Origin of the sequence: Streptomyces venezuelae, assembly GCF_008642375.1 — a bacterium.
Taxonomy (GTDB): domain Bacteria; phylum Actinomycetota; class Actinomycetes; order Streptomycetales; family Streptomycetaceae; genus Streptomyces; species Streptomyces venezuelae_G.
This window is the reverse complement of the sequence record NZ_CP029194.1, coordinates 7,241,622-7,264,104: the sequence shown is the minus strand read 5'-3', so window position 1 is coordinate 7,264,104 and position 22,483 is coordinate 7,241,622. Positions and strand designations below refer to the sequence as shown.

15 protein-coding genes and 3 rRNA genes are annotated in these 22,483 nt (G+C 67.5%); 3 read left to right on the top strand and 15 right to left on the bottom strand.

The annotated features are described in order from the left end of the window. Positions 1–34: 34 nt before the first annotated feature. The 12 genes from DEJ46_RS33210 to DEJ46_RS33155 form a co-directional block, all read right to left on the bottom strand. Complete coding sequence (locus tag DEJ46_RS33210; RefSeq protein ID WP_174867433.1) at positions 35–652, bottom strand: MerR family transcriptional regulator; 618 nt, start codon at positions 650–652, stop codon at positions 35–37. Between the two features lie 247 nt (positions 653–899). After that, complete coding sequence (locus DEJ46_RS33205; protein ID WP_015032172.1) at positions 900–1,373, bottom strand: bifunctional nuclease family protein; 474 nt, start codon at positions 1,371–1,373, stop codon at positions 900–902. A gap of 53 nt (positions 1,374–1,426) precedes the next feature. Further along, the gene (locus DEJ46_RS33200) at positions 1,427–2,170 is read right to left on the bottom strand and encodes a MerR family transcriptional regulator (RefSeq protein ID WP_150272284.1); all 744 of its coding nucleotides are present in this window, start codon (positions 2,168–2,170) and stop codon (positions 1,427–1,429) included. Between the two features lie 29 nt (positions 2,171–2,199). Continuing rightward, positions 2,200–3,141, bottom strand: coding sequence for an FHA domain-containing protein (locus DEJ46_RS33195; protein ID WP_190623299.1), 942 nt, complete (start codon positions 3,139–3,141; stop codon positions 2,200–2,202). An 81-nt stretch (positions 3,142–3,222) separates the two neighbouring features. Next, positions 3,223–4,254 carry a DUF881 domain-containing protein gene (locus DEJ46_RS33190; protein WP_411757795.1) on the bottom strand — a complete coding sequence of 344 codons (1,032 nt, stop codon included), beginning with the start codon at positions 4,252–4,254 and terminating at the stop codon, positions 3,223–3,225. Further along, positions 4,251–4,583, bottom strand: a complete 333-nt coding sequence (locus tag DEJ46_RS33185; protein WP_015032176.1) for a small basic family protein — start codon at positions 4,581–4,583, stop codon at positions 4,251–4,253. The genes DEJ46_RS33190 and DEJ46_RS33185 overlap by 4 nt, the downstream gene beginning before the upstream one ends. Continuing rightward, the gene (locus DEJ46_RS33180; RefSeq protein WP_150272278.1) at positions 4,580–5,509 is read right to left on the bottom strand and encodes a DUF881 domain-containing protein; all 930 of its coding nucleotides are present in this window, start codon (positions 5,507–5,509) and stop codon (positions 4,580–4,582) included. The genes DEJ46_RS33185 and DEJ46_RS33180 overlap by 4 nt, the downstream gene beginning before the upstream one ends. A 101-nt stretch (positions 5,510–5,610) precedes the next feature. Further along, positions 5,611–8,106: a mannose-1-phosphate guanyltransferase gene (locus DEJ46_RS33175; RefSeq protein ID WP_150272276.1), complete on the bottom strand. Its 2,496-nt coding sequence runs from the start codon at positions 8,104–8,106 to the stop codon at positions 5,611–5,613. 116 nt (positions 8,107–8,222) lie between these two features. Beyond that, positions 8,223–8,831 carry a CDP-alcohol phosphatidyltransferase family protein gene (locus DEJ46_RS33170; RefSeq protein ID WP_024756906.1) on the bottom strand — a complete coding sequence of 203 codons (609 nt, stop codon included), beginning with the start codon at positions 8,829–8,831 and terminating at the stop codon, positions 8,223–8,225. A gap of 147 nt (positions 8,832–8,978) precedes the next feature. Next, positions 8,979–9,095: ribosomal RNA gene (gene rrf, locus DEJ46_RS33165) — 5S ribosomal RNA — on the bottom strand. A gap of 84 nt (positions 9,096–9,179) precedes the next feature. Beyond that, positions 9,180–12,302 (bottom strand): 23S ribosomal RNA (locus tag DEJ46_RS33160). A gap of 290 nt (positions 12,303–12,592) precedes the next feature. Continuing rightward, positions 12,593–14,117, bottom strand: a 16S ribosomal RNA gene (locus DEJ46_RS33155). Together the 16S, 23S and 5S rRNA genes form the textbook arrangement of a ribosomal RNA operon. Before the next feature lie 688 nt (positions 14,118–14,805). Between DEJ46_RS33155 and DEJ46_RS33145 the strand changes: the two genes are divergently transcribed. After that, the gene (locus tag DEJ46_RS33145) at positions 14,806–15,255 is read left to right on the top strand and encodes a PTS glucose transporter subunit IIA (protein WP_150272271.1); all 450 of its coding nucleotides are present in this window, start codon (positions 14,806–14,808) and stop codon (positions 15,253–15,255) included. A gap of 80 nt (positions 15,256–15,335) precedes the next feature. Then, positions 15,336–17,006: a phosphoenolpyruvate--protein phosphotransferase gene (gene ptsP, locus DEJ46_RS33140; protein WP_150274982.1), complete on the top strand. Its 1,671-nt coding sequence runs from the start codon at positions 15,336–15,338 to the stop codon at positions 17,004–17,006. 78 nt (positions 17,007–17,084) lie between these two features. Here ptsP and DEJ46_RS33135 read toward each other — a convergent pair whose 3' ends face one another. Then, positions 17,085–17,975, bottom strand: coding sequence for a hypothetical protein (locus tag DEJ46_RS33135; protein WP_150272269.1), 891 nt, complete (start codon positions 17,973–17,975; stop codon positions 17,085–17,087). Between the two features lie 24 nt (positions 17,976–17,999). Further along, the gene (locus tag DEJ46_RS33130; protein WP_317852202.1) at positions 18,000–19,286 is read right to left on the bottom strand and encodes an MFS transporter; all 1,287 of its coding nucleotides are present in this window, start codon (positions 19,284–19,286) and stop codon (positions 18,000–18,002) included. A gap of 45 nt (positions 19,287–19,331) precedes the next feature. On the opposite strand from DEJ46_RS33130, the gene DEJ46_RS33125 reads away from it, so the two are divergent. Beyond that, entirely contained in the window at positions 19,332–20,651 is a 1,320-nt protein-coding gene (locus tag DEJ46_RS33125; RefSeq protein ID WP_150272267.1) for an aminotransferase class I/II-fold pyridoxal phosphate-dependent enzyme, read from the top strand. A gap of 108 nt (positions 20,652–20,759) precedes the next feature. On the opposite strand, the gene DEJ46_RS33120 is transcribed toward DEJ46_RS33125, so the two are convergent. Further along, positions 20,760–22,415: a serine protease gene (locus DEJ46_RS33120; RefSeq protein WP_223835270.1), complete on the bottom strand. Its 1,656-nt coding sequence runs from the start codon at positions 22,413–22,415 to the stop codon at positions 20,760–20,762. Positions 22,416–22,483: the final 68 nt, after the last annotated feature.

The following is a 22,483-nucleotide window of genomic DNA, read 5'->3' as shown; positions in this document are numbered from 1 at the left end:
CAGACCTGCAGAAGCGCCCCCTCAGGGGCGCCCCTCAGACCGCCTTGTCCCGCCGCCGCCTGGCCAGCTCGTCCCCCGGGTTGTGCCCGACGAGCGTCTCGCCCGTGTCCACCCGCTCCCCGTGCAGCTGCGAGAGCGCCGCCTCCACGTCCCGCCAGACGACCCCGACGGCGATCCCGAAGACGCCCTGGCCGCCCTGGAGGAGGTCGACGACCTCGTCGGGCGAGGAGCACTCGTAGACCGTGGCTCCGTCGCTCATGAGCGTCATGCGCTCCAGATCCCGGAAACCCCGGGCACGCAGGTGCTGAACGGCCGCCCGGATGTTCTGCAGGGCCACCCCGGTGTCGAGGAAGCGCTTGACGATCTTCAGCACGACGACGTCGCGGAAGCTGTAGAGCCGCTGTGTCCCCGACCCGTACGCGGGCCGCACGCTCGGCTCCACGAGCCCGGTGCGCGCCCAGTAGTCCAGCTGGCGATAGGTGATGCCGGCGGCCGCGCACGCCGTGGGGCCGCGGTAGCCGATCACGTCACCCGCCGGGCCCGTACTCGCGTCCGCTCCGAAGTCGCCCACACTGCCGTGAAGCGGATACGGACCGGACTCCCCGGACACGCGTCCGAGCGAGCTCCCTGCCGTACCGTCCGCGCTGCTCATCACGCCGACCCTCCGTCCTTGACCTGCCCACACGAAGGTAGGCAGTCACTCGGGGTGCGTCAACGATCGCCACACTCGGCACGCCGAGTGATAATCACCCTGAGAGTGGTTTGCCGTGTCTCTCCCCGGGGAAAGGCTACTCGAATGCGCTGACGGCACCCCACGAACGGCTCGTACGACGGCCGTACGACCGGCCGTACGAGCGGGCCGCGCGAACGGCCTCACAAGCGGCCTCCGGCCGCACGTCTCACTGACTGTTGGTCCCGAAGTCCTCCGGTGAGATCTGGTCGAGAAACTCGCGGAACTTCTCCACCTCGTCCTCCTGCTCGTCCGGAATCGCGATACCGGCGTCGTCCAGCACACCGTCACTGCCGTAGATCGGCGTTCCGGTACGCAGGGCGAGTGCTATCGCGTCGGACGGCCGGGCGCTCACCTCGACGCCGCTGGCGAAGACCAGCTCGGCGTAGAAGACCCCGTCACGCAGATCCGTGATGCGGACCTCGGTGAGCTCCTGCCCCACGGCCTCCAGCACGTCCTTGAACAGGTCGTGCGTCAGCGGCCGGGGAGGCGCCATCCCCTGCTGGGCGAAGGCGATCGCGGTCGCCTCACCAGGTCCGATCCAGATGGGGAGGTACCGATCGCCTCCCACTTCCCGCAGGAGCACGATCGGCTGGTTGGAGGGCATTTCCACCCGGACACCCACAACGTCGAGCTCGTTCACACAGCAACCCTAGGACGTGCCCGACCTGTTTGGATAGTCGGGCCCGCCCAAGATCACTGGAGCCGGATGCCCAGAGCCGCCTGTACGAAGGCCGCGTGAAGCCTCACGGAGAGCTCGGCGAGCTCCTTCGCGGTGGCCTCCGCATGCGCTCTGGTCTGCGGATTGCGGTGCCGGCGCAGCGGCGCGACCATCTGTTCAAGGAGCCCGGCCTCACGGTCCGCGGCCGCCTTGACGCCCCGCAGGTGACGAGGTTCGAGACCGAATCTCCCCAGATCCGCGACAAGTCTGGCGATGGTGACGGCCTCCGCGTCGTAGCCGCCGCCCCGCACCTCGGCGAGGAGGCCGAAGGACTCCCACTCGGCGAGCTCGGCCTCGGTCACCGCGGCTGCGGCGAGCAGCTCGGCCCGGCCGATCCGGGCGGCGGTGGGCCGCTCGCCGTCCTGCTCCCAGGGCCCGTCGAGCAGCTCGCCGCGGCGCCCCGGCGCCGGGAGACTGACCTGCTCGCCCCGGGCGAGAGCGTCGAGATGCTCACGGATGACCTTCAGCGGAAGATAGTGGTCCCGCTGCATCCGCAGGATCTGAGCGAGCCGCTCCACGTCCTGCGGGCTGAACTTCCGGTACCCGGACGCCGTCCGCCGGGGCTCCACGAGCCCCTCGGCCTCCAGGAACCGGATCTTGGAGATCGTCACTTCGGGAAATTCGTCACGCAGCTGGTTCAGCACCGTGCCGATGCTCACCAGCCGGTCGCCCGCGGTGGCGGTGCCGGATCCGGCACCGCCCGTCGGTGTTCGCAGCATGGACCTTCCCTGAAGGCTTCTCCGAGGCGTCACACGCCCCGCTGGCTCGAATAGAAGACCAGCCGGTACTTGCCGATCTGCACCTCGTCGCCGTTGGACAGCACGACCGACTCGATCGGCTCACGGTTGACGTACGTGCCGTTGAGGCTGCCGACATCGGCGACGGTGAAGCTGCCGTCCTGCGCCCGCCGGAACTCGACATGACGCCGGGAGACGGTGAAGTCGTCCAGGAAGATGTCGCTCTGCGGGTGACGGCCGGCCGTCGTCAGGTCCCCGTCGAGCAGGAACCGGCTGCCGGAGTTCGGACCCCGGCGCACCACGAGGAGCGCGGAGCCGAGAGGCAGGGCCTCCACGGCCGCGAGCGCCTCGGGGGACAGCGACGGGAGCGCGGTCTGGCCGGTGACCTCCGCGTCGTACGCCTCGAGCCCCGAGATGGAGATCGTCGACGTCGTCTCGGACGCACGCTCGGCGGCGACCCCGCCCCGCAGCGGCGTGCCGCAGTGGGAGCAGAAGCGGCTGTCGGCCGCGTTGCGGTGACCGCACCTCGTACACACCGGCATGGACGCATCCTCCTGCCGCGGCATCCCCGCGGAGGTCTGTGTCGCGTACGGGTCGGGGGTAAACCCTCCACCCGTACTTGAGGTTGATGGTTCCCCGAAACCTATGCGTCCGGCCCCGGCGGGGTCAACAGAAGACGCGCCCGGCGCGCCCGAAATGTCACCGCCCTGACCGTCGACCTCATCGCGGAAGAGCGGGCGCTCGCCGCCCTGCTCCTCGCTCTGGGCGTGGCGCGGCGCGCGGTGCCTGGCGTTGCCGCCGTCCTCGCGTGCGCTCTTGCCGAACAACTTCGCAAACAACTTCACGGGCGATTCCCCTTGACCGAAACAGACCCGCCCGTGGGGCAGGACGAACCGAAATCCCTCACACCTGCCGACCCGGACACCTTCACAACGTCCGTATCCTCCGGACAGTTTCCACCACGCACCACCGTTGTGGTGCGCCGACCCCCCGCAACGTCATGCCCTTGTCGCGGGACCCTCTCGTCCCCCGTCTCACTGCGAGGACGACTGAGCGTAGTCAGGCCGCTTCGCGGGTCGCAAGGCATCGACGACGATCTTCGCCGACCGCTCCACCGTGGCTGTGGCCTGCTCCTTCTCGAGGGTCTGCACGACACCGCCGGGGATGTTGAGCGCGGGCTCGAGATCCTCCGGCTTGCCGATGACCTTGAAGACGTACGGAGCGGCCACCTTCGTTCCATCGATCCGCATGTCATCACCGCTACCGGTGAAATAACTGTCCGCCACCACCCGCACACCGTTGACCTGGATCGCCTCGGCACCCGCCGCGCGCAGCTCCTGGATGGCGTCGAGCAGCATGTCGGACTCGACGGCCCCGGTGGGGTCACCGACGCTCAGGGTGATGCCCGGTCCCTCGGCGCCGACCGTCCCGGCCAGGACGCCGAGCTGCCGCTCCTTCTCCTGGGTCTGCTTCCGGGCCTCCTCGGCCTGGTCCGAGCTGGACTCCAGCTCGGTGCGCTGCTTCTCCAGGCGCGCCTTCTCGTCCTCCAGGCGCTGCGTGCGGTCGTCGAGCTCGTCGAGGATCCGCACGAGGTCCTCCTGCCGCGCGCCTCGCAGCGCGCTGTTCTCGCTGGTCGAGGAGACCTGGATGGCCAGGCCCAGACCGAGGACGAACAGCAGCAGCGCGACGATGAGTTGGGCCCGGGTGACCCGCGGCGGCCACACGGCGTCGGCGAGCCGGCGCCGCCCGCTCGGCTCTGCCCCACCGGAAGCGACCGGCGCGGCAGGCGCGACGGGTGCGTCCACGGCCTCGCCCCGCTCCGAGCTCCCGGCACCCGGCGAGCTCTCCGGCGTACGAGGCTGCTCGGAGGTCTCACCCGGACGAACCCGCTCGGACTCCTGCGGGCTGTGCGTGCTCTCCGACCCCTCCGGGCTCCCCGACCCGTCGGGGCTCTTCGGGCTCTTCGGGCTCTCCGGATCCCGCGAGCTCTCCGGATCCCGAGGGCTCCGGGACGTGTCGGGGTTCTCAGGCATCTGAGGGTCCTGGTCGTCGCTCATCGGCCTCACGCCCGGAACACGTGGCGCCGGATGGCGGCCGCGTTGGAGAAGATCCGGATGCCGAGCACGACGACCACACCGGTCGAGAGCTGCGCGCCCACGCCCAGCTTGTCGCCGAGGAAGACGATCAGCGCGGCCACGACCACGTTCGAGAGGAACGACACCACGAAGACCTTGTCGACGAAGATCCCGTCGAGCATGGCCCGCAGACCGCCGAAGACCGCGTCCAGGGCGGCCACCACGGCGATCGGAAGATAGGGCTCGACCACCGCCGGAACCTCGGGTCGGACCAACAGTCCGACCACGACTCCGACGATCAGGCCCAGTACGGCGATCACGATGTGCCCTTCCCTGTGTCGGCCGTGGCCCGCCCGGACGGCGTCGCCGCCCCGGCCCCCCTCGGCTCTGCGGTACGTACGGTCAGGCTCGGCGCGGCCGGCAGGCGTACGTCGCCCTCGGCCGAGATGCTGCTCCTGATCCCGAAGTTCTCCACCAGCGCGTGCAGATACTGCCCGTCGGCGCTGTCCTGGAACGCTGTGCTCAGCCGCTGCCCGTCCCCGATCGCGAGGACGGTGTACGGCGGCACCAGCGGCTTGTTGTCGACCAGTATGGCGTCACCGGCGGCCCTGATCGCGGAGAGCGACGTCAGCCGCTGGCCGTTGATCGAGACGGCCTCGGCACCGGACTCCCACAGACCGTTGACGACCCGCTGCATGTCCCGGTCCCGGACCCGGCCCGTGTCGGAGAAACCGCTGCTCTCCCGCGGTCCCCCGCCACCGGTGTCGGTGCCCTTGGCGTCGTCGACGACGAGCTTCACCCCGGGGCCGTGCACCGGGGTCGCACCCGAGAGCAGGGCGACGAGCTCGGCCTGGTCCCCGCCGTGCTGCTCCAGCGCCTGCCGCTGCCGCTGCCCGACCTCGGACCGGATCCGCTCGACCTCGTCCTCCAGCCGATCGGCGGCCGAGGTCTCCCCCTCGATCCGGTCGATCAGCTCCTGGCGCTCCTTGGCGACGACCGGCGCCGAGATCCGCGCCTCGGCCGCTCCCACGGTCACCACGACGGCGGCGAGCAGGAGGCCCGCCGCGACGCCGAGCTTGGCTCGCAGGGGACGGGGCAGATCGCTGCCCTCGGCGGCACGCCGGGCCGTCGCCTCCGCATAGCCGTCGTCGAGCGCGTGGTCGATCACGTTGTTCAGCAGCGACATCGACGCGTCCGGGCGCGGCGGCGGTGATCCGGTGCTCCGAACGGGGGGCTGCTGCGACATGCCGCACATCGTCGCACGTCGCACGGCCTACCACCGAATGGCCCCCACAAAGCGCCGGGAGGCACCCCCACGGGCACCTCCCGGCCTGATGGCCTGCCGCGTCAGCGACCGGCGCTGTCGACCACCTCGGTCCACTCGTCGAGCAGGGCCTGCGCGGAGGCGTCGTCGGGGCCCTCCGCCCACAGGTGAGTGACGGCCTCCGCCGGGTCGGGCAGGACCATCACCCAGCGCCCGTCGGCCTCGACCACCCGCACACCGTCGGTGGTGTCGACGGACCGGCTGCCCGCCGCCTCCACCACCCGACGCATGACGAGACCCTTCACGGCCCACGGGGTCGCGATGTCCTTCTTCAGGACATGGGCCCGCGGAATCCGCGCGTCGATCTGGCTGAGCGTGAGCTGCGTCCGCGCCACGAGACCGATGAGCCGCACGAACGCGGCGGCACCGTCGAAGACGCTGCTGAACTCGGGCACGATGAACCCGCCGCGCCCGTCACCACCGAAGATCGTCGACTCCTCCCGGCCGACCCTCGTGAGGTCGTCGGGCGAGGTCGTCGTCCACTCCACCTGAGTGCCGTGGTACGCGGCGACCTGCTCGGCGATCCTCGTGGTCGTCACGGGCAGCGCGACCCGCCCCGACCGCCGCTCGGCCGCCACCAGGTCCAGCATCACCAGGAGCGCCCGGTCGTCCTCGATGATCCGCCCCCGCTCGTCGACGAGCGAGAGCCGTTCGCCCACGGGGTCGAACCGCACCCCGAACGCCGCCCGCGCCGAGGCCACGATCTCCCCCAGCCGCACGAGCCCGGCCCGCCGGCTCTCGGACGACTCGGTGGGCCGGGACTCGTCGAGCCCGGGGTTGATCGTCAGCGAGTCCACCTGAAGCCGGCCGAGGAGGCTCGGCAGGACGAGCCCCGCACTGCCGTTGGAGGCGTCCACGACGACCTTGAGCCCCGCCTCCGCGATCCCGGACGTGTCGACGTTCCGCAGAAGCGACCCGGTGTACGAGTCGAAGACACTCGCCGGGAAGGACAGGTCACCGATCTCCCCCGGGAAGGCCCGCCGGTACTCCTGCCGCGCGAACACCCGGTCGAGCTTCCGCTGCCCGGCCTGCGAGAGGTCCGCCCCGCGTTCGTCGAAGAACATGATGTCCACGGAGTCCGGCACACCGGGCGAGGTCCGGACCATGATCCCGCCGGCGCTGCCTCGTGCGGTCTGCTGCCGGGCCACGGGCAGCGGTACGTTCTCCAGGTCACGTACGTCGATGGCGCTGGCCTGCAAGGCCGAGATCACCGCCCGCTTCAGCGCCCGGGCACCCCGGGAGTGGTCACGGGCCGTGGTGACGGTCGCACCCTTCTTGAGCGTCGTCGCATAGGCACCGGCGAGCCGTACGGCCAGCTCCGGAGTGATCTCCACGTTGAGGATGCCGGAGACCCCGCGCGCCCCGAAGAGATGCGCCTGCCCTCGGGACTCCCAGATGACCGAGGTGTTGACGAAGGCTCCGGCCTCGATCGTCTTGAACGGATAGACCCGGACGTTCCCCTGCACGATCGATTCTTCGCCGACGAGGCACTCGTCCCCGATGACGGCTCCGTCCTCGATCCGGGCGGCCCGCATGATGTCGGTGTTCTTGCCGATGACGCAGCCGCGCAGATTGCTCTGCTGCCCGATGTAGACGTTGTCGTGCACGACGGCCTTGTGCAGGAAGGCCCCGCTCTTGACGACCACGTTGGAGCCGATGACGGTGTGCTCACGGATCTCGGCACCGGCCTCGACCTTGGCGTAGTCACCGATGTAGAGCGGCCCGCGCAGCACGGCGTCCGGATGCACCTCCGCGCCTTCGGCCACCCAGACACCCGGGGAGATCTCGAACCCGTCGATGTCGACCTGGACCTTGCCTTCGAGGACATCGGCCTGGGCCTTCACATAGCTCTCGTGAGTGCCGACGTCCTCCCAGTAGCCCTCGGCGACATAGCCGTAGATCGGCTTGCCCTCCTTCATGAGCTGAGGGAAGACGTCACCCGACCAGTCCACCGACGTGTCGGCCGCGACGTAGTCGAAGACCTCGGGCTCCATCACGTAGATACCCGTGTTCACCGTGTCCGAGAAGACCTGGCCCCATGTGGGCTTCTCCAGGAACCTCTCGACTTTCCCTTCCTCGTCCACGATGGTGATCCCGAATTCCAACGGATTCGGAACCCTGGTGAGACAGACGGTGACGAGGGCGCCTTTCTCCTTGTGGAAGGCGATGAGATCGGTCAGATCAAAATCTGTGAGCGCGTCCCCCGAGATGACGAGAAAAGCGTCGTCCTTCAACGCTTCTTCGGCATTCTTCACGCTGCCCGCTGTGCCGAGCGGCTTCTCCTCGTTGGCGTAGGTGAGCTCCATTCCGAGCTCCTCGCCGTCGCCGAAATAGTTCCTGACGAGGGAAGCGAGAAACTGCACGGTGACGACGGTCTCGTTGAGACCGTGCCTCTTGAGCAGTCGCAGGACGTGCTCCATGATCGGCCGGTTTACCACCGGCAGAAGAGGCTTGGGCATGCTCGAGGTCATGGGGCGAAGTCGGGTTCCTTCGCCACCGGCCATCACGACGGCCTTCATGTCGGAAGCGTCCTCCTTGAAGAGACGACGGTCCTGCCGACTTCACCTGTCCGCTCGGTGGCCCTTCGGCGTCCTCGTTCCTGCCGGCGACGTTGCTCGGCACGGGACGGACGGGCTCAATCGGCCGCGGTATCCGCCTTCACGAGTCGACGGACCTGGACCACGTAGAGGATCCCTGCCCACCAATACAGAGTTGTACCCCATCCGGCGAAGGCCCACCCGAAAACTTCAGCGAGTGACGAGAGCCAGCCCGTTCCGTCACTGAGAAGCAGCAACGGGAACGCGTACATCAAGTTGAATGTCGCAGCTTTCCCGAGGAAGTTCACCTGCGGCGGCGGGTAGCCGTGCCGGCGGAGGATTCCCACCATGACCAGCAACATCGCCTCGCGCGCCAGAAGGGCGGCGGTGAGCCACAGCGGCAGGATCTCGCGCCAGGTGAGCCCCACGAGTGTGGACAGGATGTACAACCGGTCGGCGGCCGGGTCGAGCAGCCGGCCGAGGTTGCTGATCTGGTTCCAGCGCCGGGCGAGCTTGCCGTCGAGATAGTCGCTGACACCGCTGAGCATCAGGACGAGCAGAGCCCACCCGTCGCTGTTGGGGCCACCGAACTCCGGACGGAGAATGAGCCAGAGAAACAGCGGCACGCCGAGAAGACGCGCCATGCTGAGAATGTTGGGGATGGTGAGGACCCGGTCGGTCTGAACGCGAGTCTCCTGGACCTCCACCCGGGGGCCTCCTGCTGGGATGGTGCCGACGTTGCCCCCTGACCCTACCCGCAGCCGGGACGCGCCTGTACACAGGGTCCCGCCTACCGGCAGAACGCAAAAATGCCTCAACCCCCGGAATTAATCCGGGGGTTGAGGCTAAAAATTGTTCGGCGGCGTCCTACTCTCCCACAGGGTCCCCCCTGCAGTACCATCGGCGCTGAAAGGCTTAGCTTCCGGGTTCGGAATGTAACCGGGCGTTTCCCTAACGCTATGACCACCGAAACTCTATGAAGATATGAACCGCCGCACCACCCAAAGGGGGGCGTGTTCGTTACTTCAGAACTAACACAGTGGACGCGAGCAACTGAGGACAAGCCCTCGGCCTATTAGTACCGGTCAGCTCCACCCATTACTGGGCTTCCACATCCGGCCTATCAACCCAGTGGTCTACTGGGAGCCTTACCCTCTCAAGGAGGTGGGAATACTCATCTTGAAGCAGGCTTCCCGCTTAGATGCTTTCAGCGGTTATCCCTCCCGAACGTAGCCAACCAGCCATGCCCTTGGCAGGACAACTGGCACACCAGAGGTTCGTCCGTCCCGGTCCTCTCGTACTAGGGACAGCCCTTCTCAATATTCCTACGCGCACAGCGGATAGAGACCGAACTGTCTCACGACGTTCTAAACCCAGCTCGCGTACCGCTTTAATGGGCGAACAGCCCAACCCTTGGGACCGACTCCAGCCCCAGGATGCGACGAGCCGACATCGAGGTGCCAAACCATCCCGTCGATATGGACTCTTGGGGAAGATCAGCCTGTTATCCCCGGGGTACCTTTTATCCGTTGAGCGACGGCGCTTCCACAAGCCACCGCCGGATCACTAGTCCCGACTTTCGTCCCTGCTCGACCCGTCGGTCTCACAGTCAAGCTCCCTTGTGCACTTACACTCAACACCTGATTGCCAACCAGGCTGAGGGAACCTTTGGGCGCCTCCGTTACCCTTTGGGAGGCAACCGCCCCAGTTAAACTACCCATCAGACACTGTCCCTGATCCGGATCACGGACCGAGGTTAGACATCCAGCACGACCAGAGTGGTATTTCAACGGCGACTCCACCATGACTGGCGTCACGGCTTCAAAGTCTCCCACCTATCCTACACAAGCCGAACCGAACACCAATATCAAACTGTAGTAAAGGTCCCGGGGTCTTTTCGTCCTGCTGCGCGAAACGAGCATCTTTACTCGTAGTGCAATTTCACCGGGCCTATGGTTGAGACAGTCGAGAAGTCGTTACGCCATTCGTGCAGGTCGGAACTTACCCGACAAGGAATTTCGCTACCTTAGGATGGTTATAGTTACCACCGCCGTTTACTGGCGCTTAAGTTCTCAGCTTCGCCACACCGAAATGTGACTAACCGGTCCCCTTAACGTTCCAGCACCGGGCAGGCGTCAGTCCGTATACATCGCCTTACGGCTTCGCACGGACCTGTGTTTTTAGTAAACAGTCGCTTCTCGCTGGTCTCTGCGGCCACCCCCAGCTCAAGGAGCAAGTCCTATCACCGGTGATGGCCCCCCTTCTCCCGAAGTTACGGGGGCATTTTGCCGAGTTCCTTAACCATAGTTCACCCGAACGCCTCGGTATTCTCTACCTGACTACCTGAGTCGGTTTAGGGTACGGGCCGCCATGAAACTCGCTAGAGGCTTTTCTCGACAGCATAGGATCATCCACTTCACCACAATCGGCTCGGCATCAGGTCTCAGGCTTAATGCGTGACGGATTTGCCTATCACACGCCCTACACCCTTACCCCGGGACTACCACCGCCCGGGCTGGACTACCTTCCTGCGTCACCCCATCGCTTACCTACTACCACCTTGGGTCGACGGCTCCACCACTTTCCTTTCCCCGAAGGGTCCGGAACGGCTTCACGGCCTTAGCATTAATGGGCTCGATATTGGGCGTTTCAAAGCGGGTACCGGAATATCAACCGGTTGTCCATCGACTACGCCTGTCGGCCTCGCCTTAGGTCCCGACTTACCCTGGGCAGATCAGCTTGACCCAGGAACCCTTAGTCAATCGGCGCACACGTTTCTCACGTGTGTATCGCTACTCATGCCTGCATTCTCACTCGTGAACCGTCCACAACTCGCTTCCGCGGCTGCTTCACCCGGCACACGACGCTCCCCTACCCATCACAGCGGGCGTTGGCCCTATTGCTGCAATGACACGACTTCGGCGGTACGCTTGAGCCCCGCTACATTGTCGGCGCGGAATCACTTGACCAGTGAGCTATTACGCACTCTTTCAAGGGTGGCTGCTTCTAAGCCAACCTCCTGGTTGTCTCTGCGACTCCACATCCTTTCCCACTTAGCGTACGCTTAGGGGCCTTAGTCGATGCTCTGGGCTGTTTCCCTCTCGACCATGGAGCTTATCCCCCACAGTCTCACTGCCGTGCTCTCACTTACCGGCATTCGGAGTTTGGCTAAGGTCAGTAACCCGGTAGGGCCCATCGCCTATCCAGTGCTCTACCTCCGGCAAGAAACACACGACGCTGCACCTAAATGCATTTCGGGGAGAACCAGCTATCACGGAGTTTGATTGGCCTTTCACCCCTAACCACAGGTCATCCCCCAGGTTTTCAACCCTGGTGGGTTCGGTCCTCCACGAAGTCTTACCTCCGCTTCAACCTGCCCATGGCTAGATCACTCCGCTTCGGGTCTTGAGCGCGCTACTAAATCGCCCTATTCGGACTCGCTTTCGCTACGGCTTCCCCACACGGGTTAACCTCGCAACACACCGCAAACTCGCAGGCTCATTCTTCAAAAGGCACGCAGTCACGACCCATTGGGTAAACCCAATGAGCGACGCTCCCACGGCTTGTAGGCACACGGTTTCAGGTACTATTTCACTCCGCTCCCGCGGTACTTTTCACCATTCCCTCACGGTACTATCCGCTATCGGTCACCAGGGAATATTTAGGCTTAGCGGGTGGTCCCGCCAGATTCACACGGGATTTCTCGGGCCCCGTGCTACTTGGGTGTCTCTCAAACGAGCCGTATGAATTTCAGCTACGGGGGTCTTACCCTCTACGCCGGACCTTTCGCATGTCCTTCGCCTATCCATACGGTTTCTGACTCGTCCTGTCGCCGGCAGACGACAGAAGAGAGATCCCACAACCCCGCATGCGCAACCCCTGCCGGGTATCACACGCATACGGTTTGGCCTCATCCGGTTTCGCTCGCCACTACTCCCGGAATCACGGTTGTTTTCTCTTCCTGAGGGTACTGAGATGTTTCACTTCCCCTCGTTCCCTCCACATGCCCTATGTGTTCAGGCATGGGTGACAGCCCATGACGACTGCCGGGTTTCCCCATTCGGAAACCCCCGGATCAAAGCCTGGTTGACGGCTCCCCGGGGACTATCGTGGCCTCCCACGTCCTTCATCGGTTCCTGGTGCCAAGGCATCCACCGTGCGCCCTTAAAAACTTGGCCACAGATGCTCGCGTCCACTGTGTAGTTCTCAAACAACGACCAGCCACCCATCACCCCACCGGACAAACCGATGAGTTCACTGGGGCCGGCATCCTCGAAGATACGAACCATACGGCCGTACCCTCAGACACCCAACAACGTGCCAAGCGTGAGCCACCCACCGGACTCTTCTTTCCACGCCGAAGCAGTACTCGAAGAACCATCAGGTTCGCTCACGCCAACTAATCAACGTTCCACCCATGAGCTGACCGTGCAGAACGTTTGTCTGCAATCGGTACTGTGCTCCTTAGAAAGGAGGTGATCCAGCCGCACCTTCCGGTACGGCTACCTTGTTACGACTTCGTCCCAATCGCCAGTCCCACCTTCGACAGCTCCCTCCCACAAGGGGTTGGGCCACCGGCTTCGGGTGTTACCGACTTTCGTGACGTGACGGGCGGTGTGTACAAGGCCCGGGAACGTATTCACCGCAGCAATGCTGATCTGCGATTACTAGCAACTCCGACTTCATGGGGTCGAGTTGCAGACCCCAATCCGAACTGAGACCGGCTTTTTGAGATTCGCTCCGCCTCGCGGCATCGCAGCTCTTTGTACCGGCCATTGTAGCACGTGTGCAGCCCAAGACATAAGGGGCATGATGACTTGACGTCGTCCCCACCTTCCTCCGAGTTGACCCCGGCGGTCTCCTGTGAGTCCCCATCACCCCGAAGGGCATGCTGGCAACACAGGACAAGGGTTGCGCTCGTTGCGGGACTTAACCCAACATCTCACGACACGAGCTGACGACAGCCATGCACCACCTGTATACCGACCACAAGGGGGCACTATCTCTAATGCTTTCCGGTATATGTCAAGCCTTGGTAAGGTTCTTCGCGTTGCGTCGAATTAAGCCACATGCTCCGCTGCTTGTGCGGGCCCCCGTCAATTCCTTTGAGTTTTAGCCTTGCGGCCGTACTCCCCAGGCGGGGAACTTAATGCGTTAGCTGCGGCACCGACGACGTGGAATGTCGCCAACACCTAGTTCCCAACGTTTACGGCGTGGACTACCAGGGTATCTAATCCTGTTCGCTCCCCACGCTTTCGCTCCTCAGCGTCAGTAATGGCCCAGAGATCCGCCTTCGCCACCGGTGTTCCTCCTGATATCTGCGCATTTCACCGCTACACCAGGAATTCCGATCTCCCCTACCACACTCTAGCCTGCCCGTATCGGATGCAGACCCGGGGTTAAGCCCCGGGCTTTCACACCCGACGTGACAAGCCGCCTACGAGCTCTTTACGCCCAATAATTCCGGACAACGCTTGCGCCCTACGTATTACCGCGGCTGCTGGCACGTAGTTAGCCGGCGCTTCTTCTGCAGGTACCGTCACTTTCGCTTCTTCCCTGCTGAAAGAGGTTTACAACCCGAAGGCCGTCATCCCTCACGCGGCGTCGCTGCATCAGGCTTTCGCCCATTGTGCAATATTCCCCACTGCTGCCTCCCGTAGGAGTCTGGGCCGTGTCTCAGTCCCAGTGTGGCCGGTCGCCCTCTCAGGCCGGCTACCCGTCGTCGCCTTGGTAGGCCATTACCCCACCAACAAGCTGATAGGCCGCGGGCTCATCCTTCACCGCCGGAGCTTTCAACCAGCCTCCATGCGGAGGCCGGTGTTATCCGGTATTAGACCCCGTTTCCAGGGCTTGTCCCAGAGTGAAGGGCAGATTGCCCACGTGTTACTCACCCGTTCGCCACTAATCCACCCCGAAGGGCTTCATCGTTCGACTTGCATGTGTTAAGCACGCCGCCAGCGTTCGTCCTGAGCCAGGATCAAACTCTCCGTGAATGTTTACCCGTAATCGGGTGACACTCGCGTTGAGCGGGACGGTCATGCCGGAATGTGGCCGACCGTCCACAGCGTCCTCGCTGTGTATGTTGCCTACCCGCCACAAGGGCCGGCAGGACTTTCAAAGGAACCTCGCCATCCGAAGATGGACGGGGTATCAACTAATCTGGCGTTGATTTTTGGCACGCTGTTGAGTTCTCAAGGTGCGGACGCTTCCTTTGTACTCACCCTCGCGGGCTTTCCTCCGGGCTTTTCCTGCGGTATTTCGTGTTTCCAGCCTAGCAGATCCGATTTCCCGTTTCTGCCACCCGCTGGAGCGGGATGTCGGGGCGGAATTCGCATTCGCGTTTCCCGTTCCCGGCGGGGTCAAACATTACCAGGCTTTCTCGGCCCCCCCTGACCACTCCCCCGGCGAGCTGACGCACGCAGAGGTGTAGACCACTGGGGTTAGGATCTGGCTTGATAGGTGCTGCCGACCCACGACTCAAAGTCGCGTTGGGGTCAGGCAGGAGTACGACAGTACATCCCACCGTCAGTAGAGGCAAATCGTTTCGGGGTAGTCCTAGGTCCGCCAACTGGTACGTCTCGTGCGGAACTAGGACTTCTTATGACTTACGCTTCTGAACAGTACGCCGTCCAGGACAGGTAGTGACGGCGCCACACAATCTCCGCCCCTGGGAGGCTTCCCATGACAACCGTGACGTCGCCGCTTGCTGGACGCGCCATCGGTCTCGCCGCAGTTCCCGACCCGGTCTTCTCCGGTGCGATGGTCGGTCCCGGTACCGCCGTCGACCCCGTGCGTGAGCCCTCGGAGGCGGTGTCTCCCCTCGACGGGGTCATCGTCTCCATGCACCCGCACGCTTTCGTCGTCGTCGACAGTGAGGGGCACGGCGTGCTCACCCACCTCGGCATCGACACCGTTCAGCTCAACGGGCAGGGCTTCGAGCTGCTCGTCAACAAGGGTGACACCGTGACGCGCGGACAGGCCGTCGTGCGCTGGAACCCCGCCGAGGTCGAGGCCGCCGGCAAGTCCCCCATCTGTCCCATCGTGGCCCTGGAGGCCACCGCGGACTCGCTCTCCGGAGTCGTCGACGACGGCGACGTGAAGGCCGGCGACCAGCTCTTCGGCTGGAGCTGAGCCGGATCGTCCTCGTGACGACCGCGAGTTCGACATTCAACGCGGCGGCCGGGGCCGTCGCTCAATCGGAGACGGGTGAGATGGAGACAACGCTGCGAGGCGTCGGCGTCAGCCACGGTGTGGCGATCGGCGAGGTCCGGCACATGGGCACGGCGGTTCTCGAGCCGCCGGCCAAGCAGATTCCGGCCGACGAGGCGGAGCGCGAACAGGGGCGCGCCCGCCAGGCGGTGGAAGCTGTGGCCGCGGACCTGATTGCGCGAGGCAATCTGGCCGGCGGCGAGGCCCAGGCGGTGCTCGAGGCCCAGGCGATGATCGCCCAGGACCCGGAGCTCATCGCCGACGTCGACCGCCGGATCGCGGTCGGCAGCACGGCTGAGCGCGGTATCTACGACGCGTTCTCTCACTACCGGGAGCTGCTCGCGGGCGCCGGTGAGTACATGGCCGGGCGGGTCGCCGACCTGGACGACGTGCGGAACCGGATCGTCGCCCGGCTGCTCGGTGTCCCGATGCCGGGCGTGCCGGACAGCGACGAGCCGTACGTGCTGATCGCGCGGGACCTCGCGCCGGCCGACACCGCGCTGCTCGACCCGACGCTCGTGCTCGGCTTCGTCACGGAGGAGGGCGGGCCGACCAGCCACAGCGCGATTCTCGCGCGGGCGCTCGGTGTGCCTGCCATCGTCGCGCTGCCGGGCGCCGGTGAGCTTGCCGAGGGCACGCTCATCGCGGTCGACGGTTCGACCGGTGAGATCTTCGTCGACCCGAGCGAGGAGAAGAAGGCGGAGCTGACGCAGGCCGCCGCCGCGCGGAAGGCCGCGCTGGCCTCGTCCAGCGGTCCTGGTGCGACCTCGGACGGACACAAGGTGCCGCTGCTCGCCAACGTCGGCGGTCCTGCGGACGTGCCGGCCGCTGTGGAGGCGGGCGCCGAGGGCGTCGGTCTGTTCCGGACCGAGTTCCTCTTCCTCGACGACAGCAAGCAGGCTCCGTCCGAGGAGAAGCAGATCGAGGCCTACCGCAAGGTCCTCGAGGCGTTCCCCGAGGGCCGTGTGGTCGTGCGTGTCCTCGACGCGGGTGCGGACAAGCCGCTGGACTTCCTGACGCCGGCGGACGAGCCGAACCCGGCGCTCGGTGTGCGTGGGCTGCGCTCGCTGCTGGATCACCCGGAGGTGCTGCGGACGCAGCTGACCGCGCTGGCGAAGGCGGCCGAGGGGCTGCCCGTGTACCTCGAGGTCATGGCGCCGATGGTGGCCGACCGTACGGACGCGAAGGCCTTCGCCGACGCGTGCCGTGAGGCGGGGCTGCGGGCGAAGTTCGGTGCGATGGTCGAGATTCCCTCGGCCGCGCTGCGGGCGCGCTCGATTCTTCAGGAGGTCGAGTTCCTGTCGCTCGGCACCAACGACCTCGCTCAGTACACCTTCGCCGCCGACCGTCAGGTCGGTGCCGTGTCGCGGCTGCAGGACCCGTGGCAGCCGGCGCTGCTCGACCTGGTCGCGCTGTCCGCCGATGCGGCCAAGGCCGAGGGCAAGAGCTGTGGCGTGTGCGGTGAGGCCGCTTCGGATCCGCTGCTCGCCTGTGTCCTGACGGGGCTGGGTGTCACCTCCCTGTCCATGGGCGCCGCGTCGATTCCGTATGTGCGGGCGACGCTCGCCAAGTACACGCTCGCGCAGTGCGAGCGGGCGGCTGCCGCGGCGCGCGCCGCGGACACCGCCCACGAGGCGCGTATCGCCGCGCAGGCGGTGCTGTCCGGGGAGTGATCCCGGGACGCTGCTGACGCAGGGATCGGAGGGGCTTCCCGTCACCTCGGTGGCGGGGAGCCCCTTCCGCGTACCCGGTCAGTGGTGGGTGGGCCATTCGTCGTCGGGGTCGGGGGCGAGGGGGAAGCCTGCCCGGTAGTCGACGCCGGGCTCCGGGGAGAGGGGCTCTCCTGTGCGGGCGTCCGTGCAGTAGGCGGCGAAGACCTCTCCCTCGGTGAGGGGTGTCAGGGTGCCGTCGGTGAGGCGCCAGCCGTGGAGGTGGTCGGGGGCGTCGGGGTCGGTGGTGCGCAGGACGAGGCCGCCCGGTGCCGCGAGGGCGATGCCTGCCGCCAGGACTGCGGTGAACTCCGTCGCCTCTGTGCCGGCGGGGTCGGTCCCGCCGTCGGCGTGGAGGACTGCGAGGAGTTGGTCGTCGCCCGCGGGGACGCTGCAGACGAGGTGGTGGGAGCCGGGGCCGGCTGCTTCGAGGAGGCGGACCAGCAGGTGGGAGGCGCGGGTGAAGGCTGCCCTGCCGATGTCCTTGCCGCAGGTCGCGCAGTCGCCGGCGGTCGCGAGGACCGTGGTCGCGTACTCCCAGGTCGCGTGGCGGACCGCCGTGTCGACGAGCTCCGGCAGGAGGGTGCTGAGCGGCTGGCCCGTGTAGGTGACGCGGGCGCCTGTTGCCGCGAGGTGCGCCGTGAAGCGGCTGCGGCTCGCCGGGTGGTCGGGGTCGATCGCCGTCTCCGCGCAGTAGGCCTCGTACTCCTCGGGGTCGAAGAGGGTGACCGTCGTGTGTCCGCCCTGGGTGGCGAGGGATTTGAGGAGCGCTTCGATCTGCTGGAGATAGGCCGTGTGGTCGTCGAAGGCGAAGGTGCTGTAGCGGCGCATCGCCGCGAAGTCCCGCGCGTCCGCGAGCAGGCCGACTGTGCTGGGGACCTCGCGGCGCAGGGCGCGGCGGAGGTTGGTCGTCGTTGTCGCGGTCCGGTTCATGCATCCCCCTTGTGACCGTCCGAATCAGTGCTCACTCACCGTAACCGTCCGCACTGACAGTGACGGTTCGGTGAGGCGTCGGCGGACCAGCCTGCTCTGGGCCGCGCAGGTGGCGACGAGGGCCGCGCCGAGGAAGGGCCAGCCGAGCGGGCCCGTCGCGACGAGTCCTGTCATGAGGAGGGGTCCCGCGAAGCGCTGGGTGGACTGGGCGAGGCCGTGGACGCCGAGGTAGGCGCCCTGGGCGTCGCCCGGGGCGAGGGCGACGGAGATCTCCCAGGAGGCGATGGTGTGGATCATCTCGGCGAAGGTGAGGACGACGGCCGCCGTGACGAGGGCTGCGACCGAGAGGGTCGGGCCGCCCAGGGCGGAGGCCGCGACGGCGAGGGTGCCGGCCGCGAAGAGCGCCGCCAGCGGGGTGTAGAGGCCGCGGGCCGCGTCGGTCGTCGCGCCGAAGCGGGAGAGCGGGACCTGGAAGACCACGACGAGGACGCTGTTGAGGACCAGCAGGAGGGGTGCGAGGCCTACGGGGGCGTCCGTCGCATGGACGATCCAGAGGGGCAGGGCGACCTGGAGGATCGAGTCGTGGAGGAAGAAGACGCCGTCTCCTGCCGTGAAGGCGAGGAATCCGCGGTCGCGCCAGGGGTTCGCGGGCTTGGCCGTGGAGGACTCGTCGGTCGAGGCCGCGACGACGCGTGAGGGCGTGGGGGCCGGTGGCTCGGCGCAGCGGAGGGTGAGCGCCGCCATGACGAGGTAGGAGAGCGCGTCGCCGACGAGGAGGAGCTGGAAGGCGGTGGTGGAGCCGACCGCGAGTGCCGCTGCGGCGCCGAGGCCGCCGAGGGTCCAGCCGATGTTGGAGGTCGTGCGGTTGATCGCCTGGTAGCGGACGCGGTCGGGGCCTGCCACGCGGGCCGCGTAGAGCTTGGTGAGGACGTTGGTCGCGCGGTCGGGGAGGGCGCCGATCGCCGAGATCAGGACGAGGAGGGCGTAGTCGTCGGTGGTGAGGAGGGCCAGGAGGGCGGCCGCGCGCAGGAGCTGGGTGCCGATGATCACGCGGACGAGGGGGAAGCGGTCCGCGAGGCGCCCGCCGAGGGGGGAGCCCGCGATGCCGACCGCGCCCGAGACGGCGATCAGGAGGCCCACCTGTCCGAGGCCGAGGCCGGTGACATAGGTGAAGTAGAGGGCCATCGCCGTGGACCAGAGGCCCGTGCCGCACTTGTCGATGAAGCCGATGAGCAGCATTCTGCGGCCGTCGCTGCCACCTGGGATGCGGTCCTTGAGCGGTTGGCGGGTCGGGCTGGTCCTGCTCCTCATGGGTCCCCCTTGCGCATTCTTTTGTATTGATACATAATGCGTTACGTGGCAGCACAATATGTGATCGAAGGGGCTACGGCCAAGAGGATTGCCGCGTCCGTGGAGCGGGGCGTCGCGGAGGGCGGGCTCGCCCCCGGCGACGCCCTGCCGCCCGTACGGCGGCTCGCCGACGATCTCGGGGTGAGTCCGGGAACGGTCGCGACCGCCTACAAGGAGCTGCGGCAGCGGGGGCTGATCGTCACCCGCGGCCGGGGCGGCACGGTGGTCGCGGACGTGCCCTCGGTGGCCTCCCGGCGGCCTCCGCGCGTACCGGACGGGCTCGTCGATCTCGCCGGCGGCCATCCGGACCCCGCCTTCCTGCCCGTCCTGCGGCCGCCGTCGGCCGTCGCCCCCGTGTACGGCTCCCATCGCGCCGCGCCGCGTCTGTCGGCGCTCGAAGCGCTGACCCGGGAGTGGTTCGAGCGGGACGGGGTGCCCGCGGAGCACGTGACGTTCGCGCACGGCGCGCTCGACTGCATCGCGCGGCTCCTCTCGACGGAGCTGCGGCCCGGCGACGCGGTGGCCGTCGAGGACCCCGGCTTCCACCACCTGCTCGACCTCGTACCCGCGCTCGGGCTGCGGATGGTGCCGGTGGCGGTGGACGGCGAGGGGCTCGTACCGGAATCGCTGCGGACGGCGCTGCGGGGCGGGGTGCGCGCGGTGGTGTGCAGCCCGCGCGGGCAGTGTCCGACCGGCGCGTTCTTCACGCGGACGCGGCGGGACGAACTGGTCCCCGTGCTGTGGGAGTTCCCCGAGGTCCTCGTCGTCGAGGACGATCACAACGCGGAGGTCGGCGGGGCAGCCGCGTACACGCTCGCCGCGGCGGGGCTCGACCGGTGGGCACAGGTGCGGACCGTGTCGAAGCACCTCGGGATCGACCTGCGCTGGGCCGGGGTCGCGTGCGACGCGGTGACGCTCGCGCGGCACGACGGGCGGATGCTGATGACCTCGGGCTGGGTCAGTCACGTACTCCAGGAGACGGTGACCGGGCTGCTCGCCGACGGGGCCGTGCGCGAGCTGGTCGCCGCGGGCGAGGCCGCGTACGCGGAACGGCGTGCGGCGCTGATCGGGGCGCTCGGCACGTACGGGATCCGCGCCGTGGGGGCGAGCGGGCTGAATGTGTGGGTGCCGGTGCGGGACGAGTCCGCCGTGGTCAACGGGCTGCGGACGCAGGGCTGGTGGGTCGCGGCGGGCGCGCGGTTCCGGATCGCCGCTCCGCCGGCCGTCCGCATCACGACGGCGGCACTCGCGCCGGCGGACGCGGTGCTGCTCGCCGCGGACTTCGCCGGGGTCCTCGGGGACTCGCAGGCTACGTATGGGGGGTGAAGGGTTACGGAGGGCTGGTTCACGGGGGGGCTGGGTTGCAGGGGGCGGGAGCCCCGGGGGAGGGTCGGGCCTCCCCCGGGGCTTCCGCTCGGCTGTCGGGGCGTCAGGTCAGCTGGTGCGGTAGGCGTTTCGCAGGGTCTGGGTGAGGGTGTTGCCCGCGGTGTCGGTGAGTTCGGCGCGGAGCGAGACCGTTCCGCCCGCGGCGGGGGTGCGGAACCCCGCCCGGCCGTCGAGGACCGGGACCCTGGTCCAGGTGGTGCCGCCGTTCGTGGACATCGACACCGTGAGGGAGCGGACGCCCGTCGTCGCCGCCGTGCCCTGGACGGTCACCGGGACGCCGACCAGGGCGCCGGCCGGGGCGGTGCCGTCGAGGTCGAGATCCGGGGCGAAGCGGACCGTGCTGAGCGGGAGTGCGGCCGGGCCCGCCGTTGCCGCCGAGGTGAAGGTCCAGGCCGCCGTCACGCGGCCGCCCGCCGTCGGGCCGCTGCCGTGGGTCGCCGTGGCCGTGAGCTTGTATGCGGCGCTGCCGGGGGTGGTGGTGAACCGGGCACGGCCCGGGGTGCCGTTGTTCGTACCGATCAGGACGCCGTTCCGGTGGAGCGTCGTGGTCGCGGTGTGGAAGCGCGGCGCTGTCGGCGCGTGGCCCTCCCCGTCCGCGAGGAGGGGGAGGTCGAGGGCGAGGGTGTCGCCGTCACGGAGGCCCGCGGGCCGGGCGCCGGACGAGGCGTCGAGGGAGGGGCCGTAGACCGCGTTGTCGAAGGTGTGCGTGGTCGTGGCGCCCGCGCGCACCGCGAAGTCGTTCGCGGAGTAGCGGTTGGGCTGCTTCCCGGGGATGTCGGCGGCCGCGTAGCCGACATCCCACCGGCCGCGCTCCGGGGTCACGAGGAAGGTGGCGGTGGCGCGCGGTGCGAGGGGCTGGTTGAGGCCGACGGTCGGGCCGGCACTCGGCTGGATGTCGACGAATCCGGGCCCTGTCGCTCCGGCAGGGGCCGCCGCCCGGACCTTGACGGTGGCCAGCGCGCCTTGTTCGGGGTGCCGGACGAGACCCGTCAGGGCGCGGTCGGACTTGAAGGTGTAGCCGAGCGCGTAGTCGGCGCGCTCGCCGGACCAGTAGGTGTCGATCCACTCCTTCACCGAACCCGCTTCGGCGGCGGGCCCGAGGTGGGCCACCCGGAGGCGGTCGCTCGACATCATGATGTTCGCCGAGCGGGTGGTTCCCTCGTGGGTGGCCTCGACGAACGCCATGCTGTGGAGGTACCGGGCGCCGGTCTCCTGCGGGCGGACGTCCACCGGGACCGTGGTGCGGGCGTCGACGGTGACCGCGGTGTCGCGGTCCAGGTCCAGGCGGGGCTGGACGATCCAGTCGGTTCCTGCGGCCGGGTCCGCGCCGAGCAGGGTGGAGTCGAGCAGGTAGCGGCCCTTGGGCAGGCGGACGGTGACCGTGCCGGACTCGTCGTAGGGGGTGGCGGAGGCCTCGGCTCCGGGGCCTGAGATGCCGGTGACCGTCGTCTGGTAGCCACCGGTCGCCGCTCCCGCGCGGTCGAGGTGCCGGATGGTCAGCGCGTACGTCTCGGGGGCACCGTCCGCGGCGACCGCGAGGGGGTTCGGCGTGGAGAGGGAGGTGCCGGCGAGGACTCCGGCCAGGGCCAGGGTGCGCAGGACCGAGCGGCGGGTCGCACGGCGGGGTGTGGACGGGTTCGTCGACCGGTCCGTGGACGAATTCGTCGACGGGTTCATGGACCGGGGTGTCGTGGGATCGTTCATGTCCAGCACTGATCGCCGCGGGCCGGGCGTTCCCGTGACCTGGGACACATCGAGGACGGGGCCGGGAC